The sequence below is a fragment of the Amycolatopsis sp. NBC_01286 genome, from assembly GCF_035982555.1.
Lineage (GTDB): Bacteria > Actinomycetota > Actinomycetes > Mycobacteriales > Pseudonocardiaceae > Amycolatopsis.
Genome location: NZ_CP108428.1, coordinates 2,844,782 through 2,868,337 on the forward strand (window position 1 = coordinate 2,844,782; position 23,556 = coordinate 2,868,337).

A 23,556-nucleotide genomic window follows, 5' to 3' on the forward strand; every position below is an offset into this window, starting at 1 on the left:
TGATGCCGGATTCGTGTCCGTCCGATCACCGACAGTGCGAATGGTGCTCATGAATACCCCAGTTGGATCTGCTCAGACCGCTTGTCGATGCGCGGCGTTGCGGAGTTATAAGCAGACCGATCGACGTTTGGGGACGGGTTCACTACGAATTCCTCCGTTCAGACCCAGACCAAAGTATTAACCCATCCGGCATTCGGGGTGTCCTGCGGACGAAGTCCTTCCACTACGCCCCGCGATGGCGCAGACTCCCCGGCCATGTGGAGTCTGGGGGCTGGTGTTGTGTGGCGTGCTGCCTACGCGCGGGCGGTGCGCTCGGCGTTCGCCACGGTGCCGTTCTACCGCGAGCGCTGGGCGCTCGACGGCCGTGAAGATCCGGTGCTGGTACCGGGTCGCACCGGGACGAACGGCGGCGCGGCACCGCTCGCGGAAGCCGTGCACAAGCTCGTGGACCTGGTCCCGCTCGCCGGGGGCGCGCAGCGGACCGACCCTTCGCGCGGCCTCGGCCGGGTGCTGCGGACGGCGCGCCGGCCCACGCCCGGGAGCTTGATCGTCCTTTTGGGACACGACGATCTCCGCCCGCCTGCCGACCTGCCGAAAGACGTTCGTGGCTGCGTCGCCGATCCCGACGCGCCGAGCGCGTCCGTGCTCCGCGAGCTGACGGCGGTGCTGGCGCGCGGTCACCGCGTGCTCGCCGTCGGCGACGACAAGGCGATCACGACGTTCACCGCCGCACTGCCCGAAGACAGCGCGCACCGTGTCGAAGCCGTGCCGCACCGTGAACTCGACTCGCTGGACGCCGGCCCGTACGGCGTGCTGCACGACCCGGCGCTCGGCTACCTCGGCGCGCTGGCCGGCTGCGGGCGGTGGCACCTCGACTGGCCGCACGTCCACGCCCGGCCGACGGCCGGCGGGCTCGCCTTCACCTTGCTGCGCCAGGAGTCCCCGCGGTTCGTCGACGTCATCCCGGCCGGCGGGGTGCCCGGCCGGATCGAGTCCTGCCCGCGTCACGGCAGCCCGGTCGTCGTCGCATGAGGTTCGTGTTCCACGATCCCCGCACGGACCCGGCGCCCGCGGGCTGGGCGGACTTCTCCCGGACCGCGCGGCTGCACCCGGTGTGGGACTACGGCTTGATGGGGCTCGAGGCCTGGGGCGCGCGCAACCCGCAGCTGGTGGCCGCCGCCGTCGAGGGGGACGAGGTCGTCGCCGGGATGTCGGTTCTGGTCTGCCGCCTGCCGTGGTCCTCGCGGTTCGCGCCCGCGCCGGGACGTCGTTCGCCGCGTCCGTGCTGGGCCGAGGTCTACCAGCCGTGGCTGAGCGGCTTCCCGGGCATCGTGTTCGCGCCGGCGCTCCCGGCCGCCGACCGGCAGCCGCTGGTGCGCGAGTTCGAACGGCAGCTGCGGCGGCACCTGGGCCCCGGGCTGCTGGGCGTGGTCTACCGCGCGATCGGCGAGGAGTTCGCCGCCGGCGTCGGCGGCCGGGCCCGGCTGGTCAAGCCGACCGACCCGACGACCGTGCTGGAAAACCGCTTCACCACCGAAGACGACTGGCTCGCGACCCTCCCGTCCGGCCGCCGGTCGAGCCTGCGCCGCCGCGGCCGGCGGATCGCCGAGGACCCGGCGCTGGTGGTGCGCGGCGGCCCCGGCCGGGACGACGTCGACGGCGTCGAGGTCGCTTCGTTGATCAAGGTGCACCGCGAGCGGTACGGGAAGCTCCCGCTGGACACGCGCACGATGCCGTCGGCCGGGTTCCTGCACCGCTACGTCCGGCGCCCGGACGTCCACACGCTGACCTACCGCGACGCCGACGGCCGGCTGCTGGCCGTGAACACCATGCTCGACCACCCGGACAGCCCCAGCCTGCAGCACTGGGCGGCGTTGCCGCTGGACGAACGCGGCCGGGGTGCGGGCCTGTATTTCGACGCTTATGTCCGCGCTGTCCGATTCATGGCGCGGCGCGGGGCGAAAGAACTTTCGGCGGGCCGGGGCATGGTCGAACTGAAGCAGGAATTGGGGTTCCGGCCGCGCGCGCTCTTCGCCGCGGCGGTGCCGAGGCCGGTGCTGGGCCGATGACCGCGACGGTGACCGGAGTGTCGCAAGTGGACGTCGTCGACCCCCGCGTCGACCCGCAACCCGACGGCTGGGCGGCGTTCCGCGCCCGGTGCCTGCCGCCCGTGTGGGACTACGAACTACTGCGCCGCGAGGCGTGGTTGGCGAAGAACCCACCGGTGCTCGCCGTCGTCCGCGAGGGTGAGCGGGTCGTCGGGGCGCTGTCGGTGATGGTGTGCCGGGGCTGGCGGTCCCGGGAGTTCGGGCCGCTTTCCGGCGGCCGGCTGCGGCCGCGCTGGGCCGAGGTCTACCTCCCGCTGCTGAGCGGCTACCCCGCGTGCGTCTTCGACGACGGCGTCGACGAGCGGGCCGCCGTCCGGCAGTTCGAACGCGCGTTGCGCGAGTACGTCGGGCCCGGGCTGCTCGGGGTGATCTACCGGGCGATGAACCCGGAACTGGTGCCCGCGCTTGAAGGCCGTGGCCGCGCGGCCCGCGAGATCGACCCGGCCGCTGTGCTGCGCAACACCTATTCCACAGTGGACGAATGGGAGCGCGGGCTGGCTCCCGAAGTCCGGCGGTACCTCCACCAGGACGTCGAAACCGAAGCGGCGTTCGGCCGCACCGACGTCGACCCGCACGAGCTGGCCGTGCTGCTCAACGCCCACCGTGCCCGGCAGGACGAACGCGCGTGGGCGGGCGGGCAGCGGTCGCGGATCGGCGGGCTGCACATGGACACCCGCAGCCCGGTCGCGCCCGGTTACCTCGACACGCTGGTCCGCCGTTCGGACGTCCTGACCCGGACCTACCGCGACGACGCCGGTCGCCTGCTCGCCTTCGCCACGATGATCGACCATCCCGCGGGTTGCGCGGTGCACCACTGGGCGGCGCGGCCGAGCGCGGCCGGCGGCCGGAAGGGGCTCTATGTCGACTGTTACGCCCGTTGCGTGGCGCACATGATCGCCGAAGGGCGGCCCGAACTGACCGCGGGCCGGGCGATGCTCGCCGAAAAGACCGCGCTCGGCTTCGGCACGCGCTCGTTGTGGTCGGTCGCCGTGCCGCGTCCGGTGCTGGGCCGATGACCTTCACCGTGCGGGTGCTCGACCCGCGCACCGATCCCGAGCCCGCCGGCTGGGCCGCGTTCCTGCACGCCCAGCAGGCGCCGTTGACCTGGGACTACAGCCTGCTGTGCACGGAGTCGCGGCACTCGCGCAGCCCGTACCTGCTGACCGTGGTCACCGACGGCGGCGCGATCGTCGCCGCCGTCCTCGCCATGCTGTGCCGCCCGGGTTCGGCCACCGGCCCGGGCCCGGTCGGCGGGGTCGCCCGCTGGGGCCCGCGCTGGCTGGAGGTCCAGCACGCCTGGCTCAGCAGTTATCCGGCGTGGCTGTTCGCCGAAGACGTCGACCCGGCCGGGCAGCGCGAGATCCTGCGCCGGTTCGAGCGGGCGGTGTGCCGGTTCGCCGGGCCGGGCTGCCTCGGCGTGGTCTACCGCGCGGTCGCGCCGGACGCCACCGGGCTGGTGTCCGGGCGGGGCCGGCTCGTCCGGGAGATCCAGCCGACGCTGGTGCTGGAGAACACCTTCACCGACCTCGACGGCTGGCTCGCGACGCTGAGCCGCAACCGCCGGTCGAGCCTGCGCGGCCAGATCCGCAAGATCGCCGCCGACCCCGGGCTGACCGTCCGCGCCGGCACCGCCCGCGACGACCTCGACGGCGCCGAACTGGCCGCGATGCTGCACGCGCACCGCGCGGCCAAGGGCCCGGTGAAGTTCGACCAGCGCGGCCCGGTCACCGGCGAGTACCTCGACGAGCTGATCCGGCGCCCGGACGTCGTCACGACGACCTACCACGACGCCGACGGCCGGCTGCTCGCCTTCACCGACCTGCTCGACCACCCGGTGATGCCGCTGCACCAGCACTGGGCCGCGCTGCCGCCCGCCGAGGGCCGGCCCAAGCACCTCTACTTCGACGTCGTCGCGCGCGGGGTGGGGCACATGATCGAGCACCGCCGGAAGTTCCTGTCCCTGGGCCGCGGGGTCACCGACCTCAAGACGTCGCTGGGGTTCTCCCCGGCCCCGATGGCCGGGGCCGTCGTGCCGAGGCCGGTGATCCGATGATGACCGACGTGCTCGACCCGCGCCACGACGCGGAACCGGCGTACTGGACGGCGTTGCGGGAGCGCGCCGGGCTCCGGGCCGACTGGAGCTGGGAGGTGCTCCGGACCCAGGCGTGGGCCGCGCGGACCCCGCAGCCGGTCACCGTGCTCCGCGACGGCGACGAACCCCGCGGCGTCGTCTGCGCCGCGTGGGTCACCGGCCGGACCCGCCGCAACCGCTTCGGCTCCGCGACCGCGCGCCGCGGCCGGCTCGGCGGCCTCGACGTCCGCGGGCCCGGCGCGAGTTCGCAGCCCGGCTGGTGGTTCGCGGACCCGGGCGACGACGGCGGCGTGACGCGGCTGCTCGAGACGTACGTCCCGGCGATCCGCGCCGAGCTCGGCCGCGGGTTCCGCGGGATGCTGGTCCGGCAGGTCGGCGAGGCCGGGCTCGACGCCGTCGGCGGCCGGTTCCGGCTGGTGCGGCGGACCGAGGACATCGCCGTGCTCGACGTCAGCGCGTTCGGCTCCCGCGACGACTGGATGCACTCGCTGGCCCGCAAGCGCAAGCAGAACCTGCGCAAGATCTTCCGCACCTTCGACGCCGACCCGAGCGTCCAGGTGCGGTGCGTGCCGGGCAAGGAAGCCGACCCGGTCGCCATCGCGGAAGTGTTGCGGCACAACGAACGCAAGCACCACGACGTGCCGATCGTGCCGCTGCCGCACTTCACCGGCTACCTGACGGAACTGCTGCGCCAGCCCGACGTCACGGTGATCGAGTACCGCGACACCGGCACCGGGCGGCTGCTCGCCGTGGCCACCCTGCTCGACCACCCGGAGCTCCCGATCGCGCGGCACTGGGGCGCGCTCGGGCCCGAGGCCGGCGGGCGGCCCAACCTCTACTTCCACTTCTACGGCGAGGCGGTGAGCTGGGCGATCGCGCACGGGCGGTCGTCGGTGGTGTTCGGCAAGAAGATGACCGAGATGAAGGCGACGCTCGGGGCGCGGCTCATCCCGCAGTACGCGGCGGCCGTCCCGGTTTGCTAGCTTCGCGGCGTCCCACCCGCCGCGCTTCAGGAGAGCCCCGCCATGCCGATGATCAGCGTCTCGATGTTCCCCGGCCGCACGCCCGCCCAGAAGAGCGCCCTGGTCCGGGAGCTGACCGACGCCTTCGTCCGCACCTGCGGCGGCAAGCCCGAAGGCGTCCAGGTGACGCTCATCGAGGTCGGCGCGGACCACTGGTCGACGGGCGGCGTCCTGCACTCGGAACGCTGAAAGCCGTGAAGGCCTCCTTCCCGGCTCTTATGGCCGGTAAGGAGGCCTTCACGGCTTTTGGGCCGGGCTTCGGGCGGATCAGCGCAGGCCGAGGGCCCGCTGGGCGAAGTTGACCTCGATGGACGTCTGCTTGATCGTCTCGGCGATCACCAGCGAGCCGTGGCCGGCGTCGTACCGGTAGAACTCGTGGTGCAGCTCGCGGCCGCCGAGCCGGTCGAGGTAGTTCTCGATCTGCCGGATCGGGCAGCGCGGGTCGTTGTCGCCGGCCAGCACCAGCACCGGCGCGGTGACGGCGTCGACGTAGGTGATCGGCGAGCACTCCGCGTACACCGCGGGCACGTCGTCGGGCGAACCGCCGAAGAGGGCGCGGTCGAACGAGCGCAGCTGCTCCATCTCGTCCTCGTACGCGGCGACGTAGTCCGCCACCGGCACCCCGGCGACGCCGGCCGCCCAGCGCGCGGGCTGCGTGCCGAGCGCGAGCAGGGAGAGGTAGCCGCCCCACGAAGCGCCGTTCACGACGCACTTCTTCGGGTCGCTGAGTCCACTTTGGACGGCCCAGTCGTGCACCGAGGCGACGTCTTCCAGCTCGGTCAGCCCGGGCCGGCCCTCGATGGCGTCGCGCCAGGCCGAGCCGTAGCCGGTCGAACCGCGGTAGTTGACCTCGACCACGGCGAACCCGGCGTCGAGCCAGGTCGCGCGGTACGCCGAGAAGCGGTCCTCGTCGGCCGCGTGCGGGCCGCCGTGCAGCGAGAACACCGTCGGCAGCGGGCCATCCGGCGCCCCGGACGGCCGCGAGACCAGCGCGTGGATCCGGCCGCCGACGCCTTCGACGAACGCGTCGGTCAGCGGCTCCGACCCCGGCGCCCGGTCACCCGGGGGTGACAGCAGCACCGCGTCGGCGCCGTCGGTGGTGCGGGCCCGGACGGCGGCCGGCTCGGCCGCGCTCGACCAGGAGTACTCGACGGTCCCGTCGGGACGCACGCCGGCGCCACCGATCCGGCCCGCCGGAGTGTCCACTGAGGACAGCTCGGCCGCGTCGAGGTCGTAGCGGTACAACGAGCTGCGGCCTTCGTGGAAGTGCACGACCAGCAGGGCGCGCGCGTCCGGGTACCACCCGGCGACGACCTCGCCGGGCAGGTCGAGCTCGATCTCCGTCTCGGTGTCCGCCCGGACGTCCCAGACCAGCAACTCCTCGCGGCCCCGCCGTTCGTGCAGCACCAGCAGGCGCTGGTCGCCCGGCAGCGGGGAGAACTCGAGGGCGGACAGGGCCTTGCCCTCGCCGTCCCACTTGTCGGCGACCGTGGCGAACCCGTCGGTCGCGAGGATCCGCAGCGCCGGGTGGCGCGAGTCGCCGTGCTCGGAGTGCGAGATGGCGATCAGGCTCTCGTCGCGCGAGAGCGACGTGATGCCGGCGTCGTCCGCGTGGCTGTAGAAGCGGTGCGTCTCGCCGTCGATCCGGGCGAACAGCTCGCTGCCGTCGTCGGTCGAGACGCCGACCGCGATGAGGCCGGTGCCGATCTCGAGGCCGGCCGGGTAGCCGTCGTGGACGTCCGGCACCGCCTTCTCGGGCTTGCTGCCCTCGGTCGCGGCGAACGGCTCGCGCACCCACGAGCCGAACTCGTCGCCGTCGGTGTCGTCGAACCACCAGATCCACTCGCCGTCCGGCGAGGGCGTGGCGTGCATGGTGCCGTTGGGCCGATCGGTGACGCGGCGGTGCTCGCCGGTCGCGCGGTTCCAGGCGTAGACCTCCCAGACACCGCTGGAGTTGGAGACGTAGACGCATCGATCGGGGGCGTCGCGGGCCCAGTCGGGCACGGAAATGCGCGGCGCGTGGAAGCGGGCGCGCCAGCGGGCTTCGGTCTCGGCCTCGTCGAACAGCCGGTCCGGGACCACCGCGGGCGGATATTGGTTGGCTGACTGCGTGCTCACCCCTCGATCCTGCCACCTTCTGGCCGTACTGTGTGCGGGGTGCTGGAGGGTTACGCGCCGGGCTACGGGCGAGACGCGGTTTCGATGATGTCCGCGCGCACGGCTGCCGAACGCGCGACGTTCGCCCAGCCGCTGTTCGGGCCGGGGATGTGGGTGGTCGACCTCGGCTGCGGCCCGGGTTCGATCACGCTGGGGCTGGGCGCCGGGTCGCGCGTCACCGGCGTCGACCGCGACGCCGGTCAGGTCGCGATGGCCCGCGACTCCGCGCGCCGGGCCGGCCGGTCCACAGTGGACTTCGTGGTCGCGTCGGCGTACGCGCTGCCGTTCGACGACGGCTGCGTCGACGTCGCGTTCTCGCACGCGCTGTTCGAGCACCTCGCCGCGCCGGTGGCCGCGCTGGCGGAGCTGCGCCGCGTCCTGAAGCCGGGTGGCAGGCTCGCGCTGTCCACTTCGGACTGGAGCAAGGCCCGGCTGCGCCCGAAGACGGCGAACGTCGACGCGGCCCTGCGTGGCCACTACCTGCTGCGCCGCCGTGCGGGCGGCGACCCGTTCGCCGGCCGCAAGATCGCCGACCACTGCGCGGCGGCGGGGTTCGCCGAGATCGTTTCGCGCCCCCGCTACCGCGAGGACATGACGTACCGCGACCTGGCGAGGTACGTCGAGTCCCGGTTGGACGCGGCGATCTCGGACCCGGACTACGGCCGCGACCGCGACCAGCTGGCGAGCGCGGCCCGCTCGGCGTGGACGTGGGTCAGAAGCGGCGACGGCGACTTCAGCCAGTGCTGGGTGGAACTGACCGCAACGCGTTAGCCGCGCACACGCGGGGGTCCGGGGGCGGAGCCGCCCGGCGGGGTTTGGGGTTCGACCCCAAAAAATGCCGATAGGGCCGGAGTGGCTGGCGTTTCCGCCAGCAGACCGGCCCTATCGGCACTATCGTCGGGGTGGCGGGATTCGAACCCACGACCTCCTCGACCCGAACGAGGCACGCTACCAAGCTGCGCCACACCCCGAGGTACTGCTTAACGGGTCGTGGAGAAGTCTAGCGGACGTTGTCGCGGGCTTTACGGCGGGCCGCCTTACGCGGTTCGTCGGCCCCCGACCCGCGCGGGACCAGCGTCAACAGGCTCGCTTCCGGCGGGCAAGCGAACCGGGCCGGGGCCCACGGCGATGTCCCCAAGCCGGCCGAGACGTGCAGCCACATGTGCGCGCCCCAGCGCGAAGCGCCGCGGGCGCGACTGCGATCCAGGTCACAGTTGGTGACGAGCGCGCCGTAACCCGGGAGGCGCAGCTGGCCGCCGTGGGTGTGGCCGGCCAGCACGAGGTCGTAACCGTCCGTGGCGAACGTGTCGAGGACCCGCGGCTCCGGCGAGTGCGTCACGCCGAGGCGGACGGCCGCGCCGCTGTCGGCCGGGCCGGAGATATCGGCGTAGCGGTCGCGGCGCAGGTGCGGGTCGTCGACGCCCGCGGCGAACACCCGCTGGCCGCCGACGTCGATCGTGCGGCGCACGTGCGTCAGGTCGGTCCAGCCGTGCTCGACGAACGCCGCGCGCAGGTCGCGCCACGGCAGCTGGACGCCGTGGATGCGCTTCTTCTTGCCCTTCGGCATCAGGTAGCGGGCCGGGTTCTTGGGTTTCGGCGCGTAGTAGTCGTTGCTCCCGAAGACGAACACGCCGGGCCGGTCGAGCAGCGGGCCGAGCGCGCGCAGCACCGAAGGCACGGCCTGGTGGTGCGACAGGTTGTCACCCGTGTTGACGACCAGGTCCGGGTTCAGCTCGTTGAGGGCCGCGACCCAGCGCTGCTTGCTCCGGTGGCTCGGCAGCATGTGCAGGTCCGAAACGTGCAGGATGGTGAACGGCCGCGACCCGGGCGCCAGCACCGGGAGTTCGGCGGTGCGCAGGGTCCAGAGGCGCCGTTCGATGCCGACGGCGTAACCGAGGGTGGCGGCGCCGAGCGCCACTGTCCCCGCGGCGAGGCGGATCGCCTTCGCCCCCGACGTGGGTTTGTTACTGAGCGTGCTCACGGGCTCCAGGATACGTGCTCAACGGTTGGATGACTTCGCCCCCGTTCCGGGGAACCTCGCGCTTAGCATTTGCGTCGGCCCTGTCACGGCTTCTTTTCGGGGGCTCCGGGTGGCGGAGCCCCCGGCCCGGGGCGGAGCCCCGATTGTCACAGTGTGTCGAGCCGGGGGGCTTGGGGAGAACGATGGAGCAGTTCGGGCCGTACCGGATCGAAGGCCTGCTGGGCCGCGGTGGCATGGGTGAGGTCCACCGCGCCTACGACACGGCGCACGACCGCGTCGTCGCGTTGAAGCTGTTGTCCGACCCGTACGTATCGGACGAGGCCTTCCGCGCGCGCTTCCGCCGCGAGTCGCAGATCGTGGCACGGCTGCGCGAGCCGCACGTGATCCCGATCCACGCGTACGGCGAGATCGACGGGCAGCTGTACCTCGACATGCGGCTGGTCGAGGGCAAGGACCTGAAGGAGCTGCTCGAAGAGGGGCCGCTGACGCCCGATCGTGCCGCGGGGATCGTGGAGCAGGTGGCGGGCGCGCTCGACGCCGCGCACGTGGACGGCCTGGTGCACCGCGACGTCAAGCCGTCGAACGTGCTCGTCACGAGCGGCGACTTCGTGTACCTCGTGGACTTCGGCATCGCGCGCTCGATGAGCGGCGAGGCGACGTCGCTCACCGGCACCGGCAACGTGATCGGCACGCTCGACTACATGGCGCCGGAACGCTTCGGCGACGCCCCGATCACCGGCCTCGTCGACGTCTACGCGCTCGCGTGCGTGTTCTTCGAGTGCCTCACCGGGCACCGTCCGTTCCAGGCGGAAGGTGCGGCCGCGCAGATGGGCGCGCACCTGACCGCGCCGCCGCCCGTGCTTTCGCAGGCGCGCCCGGGCGTGCCGAGCGCGCTCGACGCCGTGGTGGCGCGCGGGATGGCGAAGAACCCGGCGGACCGCTACCCGACGGCGGCGGCGTTCGCGGCCGCCGTCCGGACCGCCTTAGCGGCGCCGGCCGCGGCGCCCATCCCGACGTGGCAGAAGACGCTGCCCGGTCCGGTGACCCCGCCACGCCCGATGCCGACTCTGCAGGCGCAGCACGGCCTGTCCGCGCCGATGACCCCGCCACGGCCGATGCCGGCCTACGCGGCTCCGCCGACCGGCCCGTACCCGGGCCCGCCGACGGGGCCGTACACCGGCCCGCCGACGGGCCCGCGGCCGCTGACCGGCCCGGCCCCGCTGACCGCGCCGTCGCAGCCTCAGCCGTCGAAGTCCCAGCGGGGCCGGTGGATCGCGTTGTGCAGCGCGCTCGCCGGGATCGTCGTGGTGGCGTTGCTGGTCACGTACTTCGTGAGCAAGGACAAGACGACGCAGACGGGCAGCCCGGCGCCGACCGTGCCGGTCACGGTGCCGCCGGATTCGTCCTCCTCGCCGCCTGCCACTTCGTCGTCTTCGCAGCCACCACCGTCCACTTCGGAATCTTCGCCACCGAAGCAGGAGCACGACATGGCGCTGTACAACGCCCTTCCGGCCGTCTACAAGCAATACACGTGCGTGGACGCGGCCGCGCCCACCGGCACGGCAGCGGCGGTCGAGTGCACGGATTCGAACGTCGGCGACGTCAGGATCGGCAACGTGGTCTTCCCCCAGCCGACCGGAGCGAAGTTCTACCGCTTCGCCGACGCGGCCGCGATGGACGCGTACTTCCAGAACGTCGTCAAGACCCAGGGCCTCACCCGAAACGACGCACAAGGCGCGTGCCGCCCGAAGACGTACCCGAAGATCTGGGGCACGTACTACCGAGCGGAAGTCCCGAAGCCCATCGAGGGTGAGTACCTGACGTGCTTCCTGGGCGACCCGGCACAGCTCGTGTGGACGGAGAAGAAGAACCTGATCGCGGGCGTCCTGCTGTCCACGAAGGTCGCGGACACCAACCAGCTGGACATGCTCTACCAGTGGTGGAACACGGAGGTCCTGTCGGAAATGCCCCAGAGCTGATCCGATGACCACACCCCGACGGCGGATGAACCCGCTGCTGGTCGCCGTCCTCTGGCTGGTTTTCGCAGTCGTCGTGGGCGGGGTGGCCGGATTCGCGCACCTCTTCGGCGCCATCTTTCCGGATCGAAGCGTGCAGGACCATCTCCCGGCGGTGCCCGGGGACGGTTCCGAGTCCGCGAAGATCGCGGGGCGGCTCGGAGGGCTGACCGAAGTCGAACGAGCCACCGACGACCCCATTCGCCGTGCCGTGGTGGCCGCCGGCGCGGAGGTGTTGCGGATCGGAATTTGCTGAGGCTCGGTCCGTGTCAAACGCCGCTGCGGGACAAGAAATGGGCGGGGCAGGAGCAAGGTCAAGCCGCTCCGGCCCCGCCCAGGTGTTTCTAGCGGCCCGGGCCGCCCATGTACTGCGGGTCCGGCTGGGGTAGGCCGACGACCGGCTGGCTGGCGTCCATGATGTTCTTCATCGCGCCGAACCACGTCCGGGCCGGGGCCTTGCCGCCGAACATGTTTCCGCTGCCGCACACCCGGACGTTGCCCGGGCCGGCGTCGCAGAGACCGCCCGAGCCGCCGCCGCCGAACTTGAACGTCATCGCCGCTCCCGCTAGCTGCGGGGTGCCGCCGACGAACGTCGCCGAGACGTTGCCCTGGGTCGTGCCCGTCTTGCCGATGATCGGGCGGTTCCACCCGGCCGCGGCGGCCGCGGCCGCCGACGTGCCGCCCGGCTGGTCGTCCTTGCTCATGCCGACCGCCAGGGTGTTCGCCAGGCCTTCGGGCACCGCCTGCTCGCAGCCGGCTTCCTTGACCGGCACCGGCTGGCCGTTGCGGTCGGTCACGCCGGCGATCGGCGTCGGCGGGCACCAGACGCCGCCGGAGAGGATCGTCGCCGCGACGTTGCCCAGCTCCAGGCCGCTCAGCGGGCTGAAGCCCAGGGTGAACGCGCCGAAACCGGGGCTTTTGTCGTTCGGGCCGTAGAACGTCGCCTGGGTTTCGCGCTCCTCGGCCCGGGGCGCGTTCGGGTCAGGCGTCTTGCCCGAGGCGTTCGTCGCCATGGTGTCGCGCATGCCGAGCCGCTTGGCCATGTCGATGCCCGGCGCGGTGCTGCCGAGCCGGTCTTCCAGCTCGACGAACGCGGTGTTCGGCGACGTCGCGAGTGCGGTCTGGACCGTCGCGCCCTGGGCGATCCGGCTGTAGTCACCGGCGTTGCCCACGCAGTACCAGTTCGAGCGCAGCGGCGGCCCCGTCGGCGGGCAGGTCTTCGCGCCACCGGTGAACACGTGCGAGGTGTAGGAGTCCGGCACCTCGACCGGCGAGTAGATCCCCGCCACGCCCTTCTCCATCGCCGCGGCCGTGGTGAAGATCTTGTACGTCGACCCGGCGCCACCGGTGTTGTAGACACCCGCCGGCAGCGCGTACGTCGTCTGGCCCTGGTCCGGGTCCTGCCCGTAGTCGCGGTTGGCGGCCAGCGCGACCACCTCGTGCCGGTTCTTGCCCGGCTTGATCAGCGACAACGTGTTCGCCACGTACTGCTGTGTCTTCTTGACCTGCGTCTCCGCCGAGACCTTCGCCTCGTGGTTGGCGCGCTGGTCCAGCGTCGTCTTGATCGTGTAGCCGCCGGTGTAGAGCTGGTCCTTGCTCATCCCCGACTTGATCAGGTAGTCCTCGACGTACTGGCAGAAGAACCCGGCCTCCGGGCCCGCGCCGATGCAGTTGGCCGGCGGCTTCGCCGGGAAGTCCGGCACGACACCCAGCGGCTCGCCCTTGAAGCGGTCGGCGTCGGCCTTGGCCAGCTTCTTGTTCTCGACCATCCGGTCGAGCACGATGTTGCGGCGCGCGGTCGCCTTGTCCGCGTGCTTCCACGGGTCGTTGTTGATCGGGTTGTTCACCAATCCGGCGAGCAACGCGGCCTGCGGCACGGTCAGCTTTTCCGGCGTGGTGTTGAAGTACGCGTGCGCGGCGGCGCCGATCCCGTAGATCTGCCGGGAGAATTCGACGATGTTCAGGTAACCCGCGAGAATCTGCTGCTTGGTCAGCTTCGTCTCGAGCTGGATCGCGATCCGCGCTTCCTTCAGCTTGCGGGCGACCGACTGTTCCTGCGCTTTCTTCTGACCCACCGTGTCGCCGCGGTAGACGACGTTGATCAGGTAGTTCTTGACGTACTGCTGCGTGAGCGTCGACGCACCCTGCGTGTCCGCGCCGGTGCTGTTGCTGACGGCCGCGCGCAGCGTGCCCTGCCAGTCGACGCCGTGGTGGTCGTAGAACCGCTTGTCCTCGACCGAGACCAGCGCCCATTTCATGGCTTCGTTGATCTGGTTCTCGTTGATCGGCAGCCGGTACTGGTCGTACATCGTCGCGATCGGGGTACCGGCGCTGTCGGTGACGGTCGTGACCAGCGGTGGCGGGATGTCCGCGAGGTCCGACGACGTCTTCTCGACCGTCTCGCTGGCCTGGTTGGACATGACACCGGCGGCCCCCACGACCGGGAAGAGCATGCCGGCGACGAGCACCCCCGCGAGCAGGCAGAGGCCGATGAGCTTGAACAAACCATCCGCTTTTCGCACGAGGGCCAGCCTACGCGGGGCGGGTCAGGCGCCGGTGACGCCGTGTCCCCGAAGATGTGAATTCAGTGACAAACGCGACCCCCTTCGGTGACATCTGGTAACGGAAGGCATTCTAGGTCTTGGCGGAGGGAACCGAGGGCCCTTACAGTCCGTCAACGTCTCACGAAGAAAGCCGAGAGGCGGATCACCGCGAGTGGGAGCTCGCGCGGTCCGGCTGCAGGCACCGGCACCGGGGAGGTGTCCGGCAAACCGACGTGAGCTGAGGGAGACACGCTCGCGGGGGCGAGGAGCGCAGTGCCTTTGTCCCCGCTGGTGCGTCGATCACCAGGGTAGGGAGCTGGGGGTATGGAAACCAACCAGTCGAGCTGGCGAATCAACGCGTCCTGCCGGGACGCCGATCCGGACGGCCTGTTCGTCCGGGGTGCGGAGCAGAACCGGGCGAAAGCCGTTTGCATGGGCTGCCCGGTCCGCACGGAATGCCTCGCCGAAGCACTCGACGGCCGGATCAACTTCGGTGTCTGGGGTGGCATGACCGAACGGGAACGGCGGGCGTTGCTGCGCCGTCGTCCCGACGTGCTGAACTGGGCCGAACTGCTCGAGGCGGCCAAACGGGACGCCCTGGAGCGGGTCGAAGTCGGCTGACCGCTCGTGAGTGTTCAGGGCGGTTGGAACCGCCCTGAACACTCACGAGGAGGCGAGCTTGGTGCCGATGTCGCGCAGGCCGTCGAGGTCGTGCACGTCACCGGCCAGCGCGGGCACCCGGGCCAGTGCCACCTCGGGGTGGGCGCGGGTGAACCGCGCGAGCAGCCGTTCCTCGCGGGCGGCGAGGTCGACGCGGTCGGCGTGCAGCCGCAGCACGGCTTCGGCCAGCGGCGCGTTCACGTCGCCCTCCTGCAGGGACTCGGCCGCGGCCAGCGCTTCGGAACCGGACAGCTTCGCGAGCACCGGGTGCGTCCGGTTCGCGATCAGCCCGCCCAGCGGCATCGACTCGGCCGAGAGCCGTTCGACGAAGTAGGACGCCTCACGCAGCGCGTCCGGCTCCGGCGCGGCCACGACCAGGAACGACGTCCCGGACGAGCGCAGCAGCTCGGCCGTCTTGCGGGCGCGCTCGCGGAAGCCGCCGAACATGCTGTCGAAGGCCTGCATGAACGCCGACGCGTCGGTCAGCAGCTGGCCGCCGATGATCGTCGAGACGGCCTTGGCGAACATCGAGAACCCGGCGTTGACGACCTTGCGCAGGCCCCAGCCGCCGGCCTTCGCCGGGCCGGTGAGCAGCCGGATCATCCGGCCGTCCAAAGCGGACGACAGGCGCGTCGGTGCGTCGAGGAAGTCCAGCGCGGAGCGGCTCGGCGGGGTGTCGACGATGATCAGGTCCCAGTCGCCGGTGGCCGCGAGCTGCCCCAGCTTCTCCATCGCCATGTACTCCTGCGTGCCGGAGAACGACGTGGAAATGGTCTGGTAGAAGGGGTTCTGCAGCAGCTGCTCGGCGCGTTCCGGCCCGGCGTGCACGCGCACCATGTCGTCGAACGTGCGGCGCATGTCGAGCATCATCGCCCACAGCTCGCCCTTGGGCTCGAACCCTTCGACCTGCACCTGCCGCGGGTGGTTGCCCAGCTCACGCAGGCCGAGCGCCTGCGCCAGGCGGCGCGCGGGGTCGATGGTGAGCACGACGGTCTGGCGGCCGCGCTCGGCCGCGCGCAACGCCAGCGCCGCGGCGGTGGTCGTCTTGCCGACGCCGCCGGAACCGCAGCAGACGATCACGCGGCTCTTCTCGTCGTCGAGCAGCGCGTCGATGTCGATGGTGGTGGTCACAACCGCACCCCCTGGTCGGTCAGAGCCTCGGCCAGCTCGTAGAGCGCCCCGACGTCGACGCCGCCGGTGAGGTCCGGCAGCTCGAGCGTCGGCAGGTCGGCTTCGGCGAGCTGCTCGCGGGCCCGCTGCTCGGCGGCGACCCGCACCGCGTGCTCGACGGTCTCCTCGACCAGCGCGTCCAGCGTGGTGTCGGGCAGCTTCAGCCCGGCCGACGCGAGCCCGGTGCGGACGCGGGAGGCGTCGACGCGCCCGTCGGCCGCGGCCAGCACCGAGCGGGCCGGCAGCCGCGGCGGGCGGACCCGGTTGACCAGCACCGCGCCGGGGCGCAGGTCGGCGCCGTCCAGCTCGGCGACGGCCTCGACGGTCTCGCGGACCGGCATCTCCTCGAGCAGCGTGGCGATGTGGATCACGGTCTCGCCGGAGTGCAGCAGCCGGACGACGCCGTCGGCCTGGCCGCGGATCGGGCCGGTCTTGGCGAGGTCGGTCAGGGCCTTGGTGACGTCGAGGAACTTGACGACCCGGCCGGTCGGCGGCGAGTCGACGACGACGGCGTCGTAGGTGTGCCGCCCGTCGGACTCGGTGCGCCCGACGCACTCCTTGATCTTCCCGGTGAGCAGGACGTCGCGCAGGCCGGGCGCGAGGGTGGTCGCGAACTCGATCGCGCCCATCCGCCGCAGCGTCCGGCCGGCGAAGCCGAGGTTGTAGAACATCTCGAAGTACTCGAGCAGTGCGGCTTCGACGTCGATGTGCAGCGCGCGCAGCTCCCCGCCGCCGGGGACGGAGGCGATCCGCTGCTCGGCGTAGGGCAGCGGCTCGGTGTCGAAGAGCTGCGCGATGCCCTGCCGGCCCTCGACCTCGATCAGCAGCACCCGGCGGCCCTCGCGGGCGAGCGCGAGGCCGAGCGCGGCGGCGAGCGTCGTCTTGCCGGTCCCGCCCTTGCCGGTGACGAAGTGCAGCCGGGCGCGGGCAAGCTCGTCGGTCCAGCCGGCATGGGAAGTGGTCACTTCTTCACCCTAAACCGGTGCTCAGCTGGCCAGCAGCATGACGCTGACCGCAGCCGCCACGGCGGCGACCAGCAACCAGGTCGCCAGGCCGGGCAGCACGGTGAGCATCAGCACACCGAGCACGACCAGCAGGGTGAGGGTGACCACTCCGCCGAGGGCGACCTGCCCCGAACTCTGCGTCCGATCGCGCACCTTCGCCATCACGACCAGCACGAGCGGCAGCCCGGCCGCGGCCAGCAGCGCCGTCGCGATCACCCGCCACGTTTCCACGCGCCCACGCTAGCGGGCCCCGGCCGGATGTGAGGTGCCCCACAACGAGTGATCGTTCACTCGGACGGGGTCACCCGGACCTCGGCGCTTTTCCGGCGGCGGACCCCGGCGCCCTTGCCCGCTTGGCTACGCTCCCGAGCTATGAGCGCCACCAAGTGGGAGTACTCGACGGTCCCCCTGCTGATCCACGCGACGAAGCAGATCCTCGACCAGTGGGGCGAGGACGGCTGGGAGCTGGTCACCGTCCTGCCGAACCCGACGGGCGAGCAGCACGTCGCGTACCTCAAGCGTCCGAAGGGCTGAGCCGCAGTGAGCTGGAGCGAACGGCTGAAGGAACTCGGCGTCGAGCTGCCCGGCGTGGCCGCCCCGCTGGCCGCCTACGTGCCCGCCGTCAAGAGCGGCTCGTACGTCTACACGTCCGGCCAGCTGCCCTTCGTCGACGGCGTGCTCGCCGCGACCGGCAAGGTCGGCGCGGAGATCAGCCCCGAGGAGGCCAAGGGCCACGCCCGCACCTCGGCGCTCAACGCGCTCGCGGCGGTGCACGCTCTGGTCGGCATTGACAACGTCACGCGGATCGTCAAGGTTGTCGGCTTCGTGGCTTCCGCGGAGGGCTTCACCGGCCAGCCCGCGGTCGTCAACGGCGCGTCCGAGCTTCTCGGCGAGGTCTTCGGCGACGCGGGTGTCCACGCCCGCTCGGCAGTCGGCGTCGCGGAGCTGCCGATCGGCTCGCCGGTGGAGGTCGAACTGATCGTGGAGGTGCAGTGATGGACCCGGACATCGAGCAGTCCACCCACGAGCTGCTGCTCCGGCTGGCCGGGCGGCTGCCCGACCAGCTGCTGTGGCGCTTCCGGGACTGGCTCGGCGAGGGCGCGATGGGCACTCTCGCCCGGACCCTGCCGAGGTCTTTGCTTAAGCACAGGATTGACCTCGACCAGACGGAGTACCGCCTGCTCGTGGCCGGGCTCATCCCGCACGGCGCCGACTGGCACCAGGTGAGTTCGACCCTGGGGGTAGACGACGTCACCGAGAACAGGTACACATTCACGTCGAGTGCGCCCGAATGGGTTAACTCGGTCGACTCCGTGTCCGTGTTGATCCACGCAACGTTGCGGGGACGTCCGGACGTGGGGGAAGTGCGGCAGAGCTGGCGGCACGTCGGTGTCGTCGGGCAAGGAACGGCCAAACGCGTCCTGCTGATCACCGCGCTGTCGGGGCTGCCGAGGTTGACCGGCGAACTGCAGCGGGTGTTGCGGGTCCTGGGCGACGAAGAGCCCAGCGTCGAGGTCATCCCGCCGCGCTTCGACCTGCCGGGCTACCACCGGGCCGCGCTGGCTGATTCCGAGCTGGTCTGCGTGGGCGCGGTGGCGGGCAACCGGCTCGTAGCCGCTTAACGCTCGCACCGCCAGCGAGCCGGGAGGGAGCAAGGCAATGGTGGAGGTCCACGACGGCCCGCCCATGGACGGGTTCTCGGTGCCCCTGCGCCTGCACAACCTGTTGCTGGCCTTGGCGGGCCGGATCGACGACAGCGCGCTCACCGAAGCGCGGGAGCTGATCGCCCGCGCGCACATCGACGAGGCCGTCGAGCTGACCACCGGCACGCTCATCGCGGGCCGGATCCCGGTCAGCTCCGCCGAACAGCGCGAGCTGGCGCTGGTCCTCGAGATGAGCCGGTCGGACGCGACGCTGGCGAACGACCTGCTGGTCGACGAGGCCGAGCCGGTCAACACGCACCGGTTCACCGGCGAGAACTCCCCGGAGTTCGGCATCGCCGAGGCGCTCGACCGGACGCTGCAGGTGCTGCCGGACGTCCGGTCGGTGCACGCGGTGTGGCGCAACACCCCGGCCGGGAGCGTGCCGGGCGCGCTGCCGCAGCGCGTGGTGCTCGTCGAGCTGGGGCCGGAGGGCAACCCGCCCGCCGTCGCCTTCCGCGTCGACACGGCGCTGCGCCGGGCCGGCATCCACTCGGTCGTCGAGGTGAGCGGCCCGGGCGTCGCGCACTCCGAGTACCACCAGGCCGCTTCGGCGGCCGCGTCGCCGGCCTGGGTGACCGGGAGCGCGACGTCGAACACGTCCTCCTACCGGCCCGAGCCGGTCGCGAAGCCGCCGGCCCCCGCCATCTCGGCGGAGCCGGTCGCGGAGTCGGGCAGCCGGCACAGCATGCGGGCGAACGCCCCGACGACCATGGCGCCGGAGCCGGTCGCCCCGGTGGTGCCGATCGTGTCGCCGCCGCCCCCGGTCCCCGAGCCGCCCCGCAAGGTGCGGTCGGAACGGGCCGAGACGCGGGCGGAGCGCACGGCCGACCTGACGCCGGCGGAGGTCGCGCAGCTGCGGCAGGCGCTGGCCGAGGACCCGGAGAAGGGTCGCGAGATCGCCGCGGGCAAGCCGTCGATGCACGAGGTCGTCGAACTGCCCGCGCTGGACCTGGACGACCCGAGCCTGAGCGAGCGCGACCGGGCGCTGCTGCGTGAGCTGCACGCCGAGCTGGCCGAGCGCGAGCGGGCCGAGGCGGCGAAGATGCGGCTCAACGGCGCGTCCCGCTCCGGTGGCGACCAGCGCGGCTGGACCGCCCCGTAGGTTTTGCGGCACGAGGCGGCACTTTCACGTGAAAGTGCCGCCTTCGCTGTGTCCGGGACACCACAACTGCGCGACGGAACGTCGGGTGTCGGAGGTATGTTTCCCGGGTGGAGCAGCCCAAGGAGTTCGTCTTCGACATCCCCGTCGGCGCCGGGATCGCCACCCGCGCCAACGCCGATGGACCACCGGCCGTCCCCAAGGACGCGGCCACGGTGATCCTCGTCCGCGACGGGGCCGAGGGCGTCGAGATCTTCCTGCAGCACCGGGTCAAGGGCATGCCCTTCGCCGGCGGCATGACGGTCTTCCCCGGCGGTGGCGTCGACAAGCGCGACGCCGACGCGTCCGTGGCGTGGGCCGGCCCGGCGCCGTCGTGGTGGGCGGCCCGGTTCGGCTGTGACGACGCGCTCGCCCGCGCGTTGACCTGCGCGGCGGTGCGCGAGACGTTCGAGGAGTCCGGCGTGCTGCTCGCGGGCAGCGCCGAGGAGGTCCTCACCGACGTGACGCCGTACGCGCCGGCCCGCCACGCCCTGGAGACCCGCGAGGTGTCGCTGGCCGGGTTCCTCGCCGACGCCGGGCTGACGCTGCGCGCGGACCTGCTGCGCCCGTGGGCGCACTGGATCACCCCCGAGCAGGAGCCGCGCCGGTACGACACCCGCTTCTACGTCGCGAAGCTGCCCGAGGGCCAGCAGGCGGACGGCGCGACGTCCGAGGCGTCGAGCTCCGGCTGGCAGCGCCCGGAGGACGCGATCGCCGACGCCCGCGAAGGCCGCCGGATGCTGATGCCACCCACCTGGCTGACGCTCAGCGAGCTGGCCGAGTTCGCGACCGCCGACGACGTGCTGAACGCGCAGCGCGAGATCGTCCGGATCGCGCCGACGCTGGTCCGCGAGAACGACCAGGTCCGCGTCGTGCTGGAGCGGCGATGAGCGCCCCGGCCTACGGCGTCCTGCGGCGGGTGTCGGAGACGGCGTCGGTGCTGCTGGAGAACAACCCGTCGTCGATGACGCTCGAAGGCACGAACAGCTGGGTGCTGCGGGCGACGCCGGACACCCCGGCCGTCGTCGTCGACCCGGGCTACCGCGACCTCGAGCACCTGGAGCTGCTGGCCGGCGTCGGCGACGTCGAGCTGATCGTGCTGACGCACTTCCACCCGGACCACGCCGAGGGCGCGCCGTGGTTCGCCGAGCGCGTCGGGGCGCCGGTGCGGGCGTTCGACCCGGCGCTGTGCCTGGATGCTCAGTCCTTTGTGGACGGCGACGTGCTTTCGGCCGGTGGCTTGGAGATCCGCGTCCTGCACACCCCCGGGCACACCCCCGACTCGGTGTCGCTGGTGCTCGAGGGGCAGGTGCTGACCGGCGACACCGTGCTCGGCCGCGGCACCACCGTGCTGCACGACCTCGGTGACTACCTGCGGTCGCTGCGCAAGCTGATCGAGCTGCCGGCGGGCACGCGCGGGCTGCCGGGTCACGGTCCGGAGCTGTCCGATCTGCCCGCGACCGCGCGCGAGTACCTTGCCCATCGGGAACAGCGGCTCGACCAGGTGCGTTCCGCTTTGCAGGTGCTCGGGGCGGACGCCACACCGCGCCAGGTGGTCGAAGTCGTCTACGCCGACGTCGACCGGGCACTGTGGGCGCCCGCCGAATGGAGCGTGCAGGCGCAGCTGGACTACTTGCGGTCGGAAGGACAGGGATGAGCAACGTCGAGGTGGAGTTCTACTGGCGGCCCGGGTGCGGGTTCTGTGCCGCGCTCGACCGGCCGATCTCCAAGAGCGGCTTCAACGTCCGGAAGATCAACATCTGGGAGGACCCGGACGGCGCGGCGCGCGTGCGCGAGGTGGCGAACGGGAACGAAACCGTCCCGACGGTGATCGTCGGCTCGGTCGCGATGGTCAACCCGTCGTTCGCCGAGGTCGAGGCCGCCGTCAAGGCCGCTCAGGCAGCCTGAGCGCGGCCCACTCGAGGCTGGGCCGCTTTCCGTGCAGGAAGGCGGCCCAGACCTCGCGCAACCCGGCTTCCTCTTCGAGCCCCTTCGGCGCGCCTTCGAGCATCGGCGCGGCCCAGACGTCGTGGGTGCCGAACAGGAACGGCAGGTCGACGCAGTGGCACGCGCCGAACCGGTTGCCGGGCGCCTGCCAGTCGAAGCGGAAGGTGACGGCGTCGAGCTTCCCGGCGAGCCGCGGGATGTCACCGGCGAAGAACATGCTGGTCGCTTTGTCGACGACGTCTTGGGGCGCGTCGGGGACGAACGCGCGCAGCTCGTCGCGCGTCCAGCTGATGAGTGCTTCGCCGTGCGGTGCCGCTTCGATGAGATCTTCCGCGACGAGGTCGCCGTCGGCGACGAGCTGGAACGGCGGTTCGAGCGAACCGGGCTTCGTGGTCTCCGCGGCGACCTTGAGCTGCGCTGCGAGCAGGTTGTCCAGTGTGGCCGTGCGGATGTCTACTTCTTGTTGCAGCAGCAAGGCATTCTGGTTCGCATCGTCCCAAGTGGATGGTCGCATGCCGAGTGGCGCGCTCTGCAGAGCGATCCGCTTGACGAGGTTCCTCGCCCGCGGTGACGACCACAGTGCGAGCGTCGACTGGGCGCCGGCCGACTGACCGCCGAGGGTGACCTCGGCCGGGTTTCCGCCGAACGCGGCGATGTTGTCGCGGACCCATTCGAGGGCGGCGAGCTGGTCGGCGATCCCGAGGTTGGGCGGAACGCCGTCCACGGCCAGGAAACCGAGGGCGCCGAGCCGGTAGTTGAGCGTCACGACGACGGCGTCCGCCTCGCGAGCCAGGCGCGTGCCGGTGTACCAGATCTGGGCGCCCGAGCCGCTGGAGAACCCGCCGCCGTGGATCCACACGAGCACCGGGCGGCGACCGCTGGTCGACGGCGTGAAGACGTTGAGCGACAAGCAGTCTTCGCTCTGGGGGAGCGGCATCGGCCCGAGGGCGTGTTCGAGCCGCGACGGCGGCTGCGGGGCCGCGGGCCCGGGTTCGAGGGCGTCGCGGACGCCGGTCCACGGCTTCGGTGGCGTCGGAAGTTCGAAGCGTTTCGCTTCCGCGTAAGGGATCCCGCGGAACGTGCCGTTCAGTCCGCGGACCTGGCCGCTGGTGGTGTCGACGATCATCAGGCCTCCTCTTCGAAGTACACCGCGGCGCCGTACGCGTCCTCGGCGCGGACGAAGAACCCGCGGTCGCGGGTGGTGGTCGGGACGTGCCGCTCGACCAGTTTCCGCGCCTTCTCCAGATCGTCCACCGCGACGCCGTGCGCCGCGAAGTAAGGCAGCCGCGGCGCGGTCTCACCGGGCAGGACGGCGTCGAGGTCGCTCGCGCCGACGATGTCGACGACGTGCTCGCCGCCGGTGATCACGTCGTAGCGCTTGCGGTAGGTCTCGACTTCGTCGTCGGCCACGACCAGCAGGATCCCGGCGACGCGGCGGGCGCCGTTCGGGTGGTCGAGGTAGCGCGGCTGGTGGACGTACTCCGGGGTGAGGTGCTCGGCGGTGTGCAGGATGCCTTCGGGCGTCTTGTCGCGGCTGATGTGGACGCTGCGGAAGCGCGCGGTGCGCGTGCCTTCCGGCAGGTCGACGTCGCGCTGCAGCGAGAGCACCCCGGACGTCGAGAGCCCGGCTTCGCGCAGCCGGCGTTCGGCGGCTTCGGAGTCGTCGCAGCCGAAGGAGACACCGTGCAGGCCGTCGCCGCGTTCGTCCAGGATGGGCAGCACGCGCCACGGGTCGCCGGCGGCCGCGTCGACGACGCCGATCAGTTCGAGGAAGGAGCCGCCGAAGTAGGCGCAGCGGTTCGCCGTGCAGCTCGGCAGCAGTTCGCCGCCTTCGCTGCGGGACGCGAAGTGCCGCGACGGCGGGCTGAGCGTGAAGCCGAGTTCTTCGTAGCGCTGCCAGGTTTTCTCGTAGTTCCGGGTGAGGAAGACGGTGTGGTCGATGTTCATGACCCCAGCGTGGGTTCTCTCGGGCAGTTCTTCCATCCGTGGCGGGATTGTGCGCGAAATCCGACGTTC

The 23,556-nt window shown here is 71.8% G+C and carries 24 protein-coding genes, 1 tRNA gene and 1 pseudogene; 17 read left to right on the top strand and 9 right to left on the bottom strand.

Annotated elements, in window-relative coordinates; translation table 11 throughout:
• The first annotated feature begins 306 nt into the window (after positions 1-306).
• The 6 genes and pseudogenes from OG570_RS13885 to OG570_RS13910 all read left to right on the top strand — a co-directional run.
• A complete protein-coding gene (locus OG570_RS13885) occupies positions 307-1,032 on the top strand; it encodes a hypothetical protein (RefSeq protein ID WP_326951699.1) in 726 nt (241 codons plus the stop codon).
• On the top strand, positions 1,029-2,069 hold the full coding sequence (locus OG570_RS13890) for a GNAT family N-acetyltransferase (RefSeq protein WP_326956763.1): 1,041 nt from the start codon (positions 1,029-1,031) through the stop codon (positions 2,067-2,069). Before OG570_RS13885 ends, OG570_RS13890 begins: the two co-directional genes overlap by 4 nt.
• Positions 2,066-3,124 (top strand): hypothetical protein, encoded by a 1,059-nt coding sequence (locus tag OG570_RS13895; protein WP_326956764.1) that lies wholly within the window; start codon positions 2,066-2,068, stop codon positions 3,122-3,124. The genes OG570_RS13890 and OG570_RS13895 overlap by 4 nt, the downstream gene beginning before the upstream one ends.
• Complete coding sequence (locus OG570_RS13900) at positions 3,121-4,161, top strand: GNAT family N-acetyltransferase (protein ID WP_326956766.1); 1,041 nt, start codon at positions 3,121-3,123, stop codon at positions 4,159-4,161. The genes OG570_RS13895 and OG570_RS13900 overlap by 4 nt, the downstream gene beginning before the upstream one ends.
• On the top strand, positions 4,158-5,183 hold the full coding sequence (locus OG570_RS13905; protein ID WP_326956768.1) for a GNAT family N-acetyltransferase: 1,026 nt from the start codon (positions 4,158-4,160) through the stop codon (positions 5,181-5,183). Before OG570_RS13900 ends, OG570_RS13905 begins: the two co-directional genes overlap by 4 nt.
• A 36-nt stretch (positions 5,184-5,219) precedes the next feature.
• Positions 5,220-5,411: pseudogene (locus OG570_RS13910) on the top strand (tautomerase family protein); the annotation flags it as partial.
• Between the two features lie 78 nt (positions 5,412-5,489).
• On the opposite strand, the gene OG570_RS13915 reads toward OG570_RS13910, so the two are convergent.
• Complete coding sequence (locus tag OG570_RS13915; RefSeq protein ID WP_326956770.1) at positions 5,490-7,340, bottom strand: prolyl oligopeptidase family serine peptidase; 1,851 nt, start codon at positions 7,338-7,340, stop codon at positions 5,490-5,492.
• 39 nt (positions 7,341-7,379) lie between these two features.
• On the opposite strand from OG570_RS13915, the gene OG570_RS13920 reads away from it, so the two are divergent.
• Entirely contained in the window at positions 7,380-8,150 is a 771-nt protein-coding gene (locus OG570_RS13920) for a methyltransferase domain-containing protein (RefSeq protein ID WP_326956771.1), read from the top strand.
• Positions 8,151-8,276: 126 nt separating this feature from the next.
• Here OG570_RS13920 and OG570_RS13925 read toward each other — a convergent pair.
• Together OG570_RS13925 and OG570_RS13930 are read right to left on the bottom strand one after the other, a co-directional pair.
• Positions 8,277-8,350 (bottom strand) — tRNA-Pro (locus OG570_RS13925).
• A gap of 29 nt (positions 8,351-8,379) precedes the next feature.
• The gene (locus OG570_RS13930; RefSeq protein WP_326956772.1) at positions 8,380-9,360 is read right to left on the bottom strand and encodes a metallophosphoesterase; all 981 of its coding nucleotides are present in this window, start codon (positions 9,358-9,360) and stop codon (positions 8,380-8,382) included.
• A 182-nt stretch (positions 9,361-9,542) separates the two neighbouring features.
• Between OG570_RS13930 and OG570_RS13935 the strand changes: the two genes are divergently transcribed.
• Positions 9,543-11,339 (top strand): serine/threonine-protein kinase, encoded by a 1,797-nt coding sequence (locus OG570_RS13935; protein WP_326956773.1) that lies wholly within the window; start codon positions 9,543-9,545, stop codon positions 11,337-11,339.
• Between the two features lie 4 nt (positions 11,340-11,343).
• Positions 11,344-11,631: a hypothetical protein gene (locus OG570_RS13940; protein ID WP_326956774.1), complete on the top strand. Its 288-nt coding sequence runs from the start codon at positions 11,344-11,346 to the stop codon at positions 11,629-11,631.
• A gap of 88 nt (positions 11,632-11,719) precedes the next feature.
• Here OG570_RS13940 and OG570_RS13945 read toward each other — a convergent pair whose 3' ends face one another.
• Complete coding sequence (locus OG570_RS13945) at positions 11,720-13,897, bottom strand: transglycosylase domain-containing protein (protein ID WP_247058885.1); 2,178 nt, start codon at positions 13,895-13,897, stop codon at positions 11,720-11,722.
• A 345-nt stretch (positions 13,898-14,242) separates the two neighbouring features.
• Here OG570_RS13945 and OG570_RS13950 point away from each other — a divergent pair, with 345 nt between their 5' ends.
• Positions 14,243-14,539 carry a WhiB family transcriptional regulator gene (locus tag OG570_RS13950; protein WP_247058884.1) on the top strand — a complete coding sequence of 99 codons (297 nt, stop codon included), beginning with the start codon at positions 14,243-14,245 and terminating at the stop codon, positions 14,537-14,539.
• A 42-nt stretch (positions 14,540-14,581) separates the two neighbouring features.
• Here the strand turns inward: OG570_RS13950 and OG570_RS13955 are convergent, their stop codons facing one another.
• The 3 genes from OG570_RS13955 to OG570_RS13965 are packed head-to-tail and all read right to left on the bottom strand — an operon-like array spanning position 14,582 to position 16,983.
• Complete coding sequence (locus tag OG570_RS13955; RefSeq protein WP_247058883.1) at positions 14,582-15,709, bottom strand: ArsA family ATPase; 1,128 nt, start codon at positions 15,707-15,709, stop codon at positions 14,582-14,584.
• Positions 15,706-16,713, bottom strand: a complete 1,008-nt coding sequence (locus OG570_RS13960; protein WP_326945000.1) for an ArsA-related P-loop ATPase — start codon at positions 16,711-16,713, stop codon at positions 15,706-15,708. Before OG570_RS13960 ends, OG570_RS13955 begins: the two co-directional genes overlap by 4 nt.
• Before the next feature lie 21 nt (positions 16,714-16,734).
• Positions 16,735-16,983 (bottom strand): hypothetical protein, encoded by a 249-nt coding sequence (locus OG570_RS13965; protein ID WP_326944999.1) that lies wholly within the window; start codon positions 16,981-16,983, stop codon positions 16,735-16,737.
• Between the two features lie 141 nt (positions 16,984-17,124).
• Here OG570_RS13965 and OG570_RS13970 point away from each other — a divergent pair, with 141 nt between their 5' ends.
• The 7 genes from OG570_RS13970 (at position 17,125) to OG570_RS14000 (ending at position 21,501) form a co-directional block, all read left to right on the top strand.
• Entirely contained in the window at positions 17,125-17,286 is a 162-nt protein-coding gene (locus OG570_RS13970; RefSeq protein WP_020642049.1) for a DUF4177 domain-containing protein, read from the top strand.
• Positions 17,287-17,292: 6 nt separating this feature from the next.
• Complete coding sequence (locus OG570_RS13975; RefSeq protein ID WP_326956775.1) at positions 17,293-17,748, top strand: RidA family protein; 456 nt, start codon at positions 17,293-17,295, stop codon at positions 17,746-17,748.
• Positions 17,748-18,374 carry a hypothetical protein gene (locus OG570_RS13980; RefSeq protein ID WP_247058879.1) on the top strand — a complete coding sequence of 209 codons (627 nt, stop codon included), beginning with the start codon at positions 17,748-17,750 and terminating at the stop codon, positions 18,372-18,374. The genes OG570_RS13975 and OG570_RS13980 overlap by 1 nt, the downstream gene beginning before the upstream one ends.
• Before the next feature lie 37 nt (positions 18,375-18,411).
• On the top strand, positions 18,412-19,557 hold the full coding sequence (locus OG570_RS13985) for a hypothetical protein (RefSeq protein ID WP_326956776.1): 1,146 nt from the start codon (positions 18,412-18,414) through the stop codon (positions 19,555-19,557).
• Between the two features lie 107 nt (positions 19,558-19,664).
• Complete coding sequence (locus OG570_RS13990) at positions 19,665-20,483, top strand: NUDIX hydrolase (RefSeq protein ID WP_326944996.1); 819 nt, start codon at positions 19,665-19,667, stop codon at positions 20,481-20,483.
• Complete coding sequence (locus tag OG570_RS13995; protein WP_326956777.1) at positions 20,480-21,250, top strand: MBL fold metallo-hydrolase; 771 nt, start codon at positions 20,480-20,482, stop codon at positions 21,248-21,250. Before OG570_RS13990 ends, OG570_RS13995 begins: the two co-directional genes overlap by 4 nt.
• Positions 21,247-21,501 carry a glutaredoxin domain-containing protein gene (locus tag OG570_RS14000; protein WP_247058875.1) on the top strand — a complete coding sequence of 85 codons (255 nt, stop codon included), beginning with the start codon at positions 21,247-21,249 and terminating at the stop codon, positions 21,499-21,501. The genes OG570_RS13995 and OG570_RS14000 overlap by 4 nt, the downstream gene beginning before the upstream one ends.
• Here OG570_RS14000 and OG570_RS14005 read toward each other — a convergent pair.
• Both OG570_RS14005 and OG570_RS14010 read right to left on the bottom strand, forming a co-directional pair.
• Positions 21,479-22,666, bottom strand: a complete 1,188-nt coding sequence (locus OG570_RS14005) for a carboxylesterase family protein (RefSeq protein ID WP_326956778.1) — start codon at positions 22,664-22,666, stop codon at positions 21,479-21,481. The genes OG570_RS14000 and OG570_RS14005 overlap by 23 nt on opposite strands.
• Complete coding sequence (locus OG570_RS14010; protein ID WP_326956780.1) at positions 22,666-23,487, bottom strand: VOC family protein; 822 nt, start codon at positions 23,485-23,487, stop codon at positions 22,666-22,668. The genes OG570_RS14005 and OG570_RS14010 overlap by 1 nt, the downstream gene beginning before the upstream one ends.
• Positions 23,488-23,556 lie beyond the last annotated feature (69 nt).

Bases quoted from the DNA above. Each gene is read 5' to 3' on its own strand.
- OG570_RS13890 (WP_326956763.1), top strand. From the start codon at position 1,029: ATGAGGTTCGTGTTCCACGATCCCCGCACGGACCCGGCGCCCGCGGGC.
- OG570_RS13895 (WP_326956764.1), top strand. From the start codon at position 2,066: ATGACCGCGACGGTGACCGGAGTGTCGCAAGTGGACGTCGTCGACCCC.
- OG570_RS13900 (WP_326956766.1), top strand. From the start codon at position 3,121: ATGACCTTCACCGTGCGGGTGCTCGACCCGCGCACCGATCCCGAGCCC.
- OG570_RS13905 (WP_326956768.1), top strand. From the start codon at position 4,158: ATGATGACCGACGTGCTCGACCCGCGCCACGACGCGGAACCGGCGTAC.
- OG570_RS13935 (WP_326956773.1), top strand. From the start codon at position 9,543: ATGGAGCAGTTCGGGCCGTACCGGATCGAAGGCCTGCTGGGCCGCGGT.
- OG570_RS13940 (WP_326956774.1), top strand. From the start codon at position 11,344: ATGACCACACCCCGACGGCGGATGAACCCGCTGCTGGTCGCCGTCCTC.
- OG570_RS13950 (WP_247058884.1), top strand. From the start codon at position 14,243: ATGGAAACCAACCAGTCGAGCTGGCGAATCAACGCGTCCTGCCGGGAC.
- OG570_RS13970 (WP_020642049.1), top strand. From the start codon at position 17,125: ATGAGCGCCACCAAGTGGGAGTACTCGACGGTCCCCCTGCTGATCCAC.
- OG570_RS13980 (WP_247058879.1), top strand. From the start codon at position 17,748: ATGGACCCGGACATCGAGCAGTCCACCCACGAGCTGCTGCTCCGGCTG.
- OG570_RS13985 (WP_326956776.1), top strand. From the start codon at position 18,412: ATGGTGGAGGTCCACGACGGCCCGCCCATGGACGGGTTCTCGGTGCCC.
- OG570_RS13995 (WP_326956777.1), top strand. From the start codon at position 20,480: ATGAGCGCCCCGGCCTACGGCGTCCTGCGGCGGGTGTCGGAGACGGCG.
- OG570_RS14000 (WP_247058875.1), top strand. From the start codon at position 21,247: ATGAGCAACGTCGAGGTGGAGTTCTACTGGCGGCCCGGGTGCGGGTTC.
- OG570_RS14005 (WP_326956778.1), bottom strand. From the start codon at position 22,666: ATGATCGTCGACACCACCAGCGGCCAGGTCCGCGGACTGAACGGCACG.
- OG570_RS14010 (WP_326956780.1), bottom strand. From the start codon at position 23,487: ATGAACATCGACCACACCGTCTTCCTCACCCGGAACTACGAGAAAACC.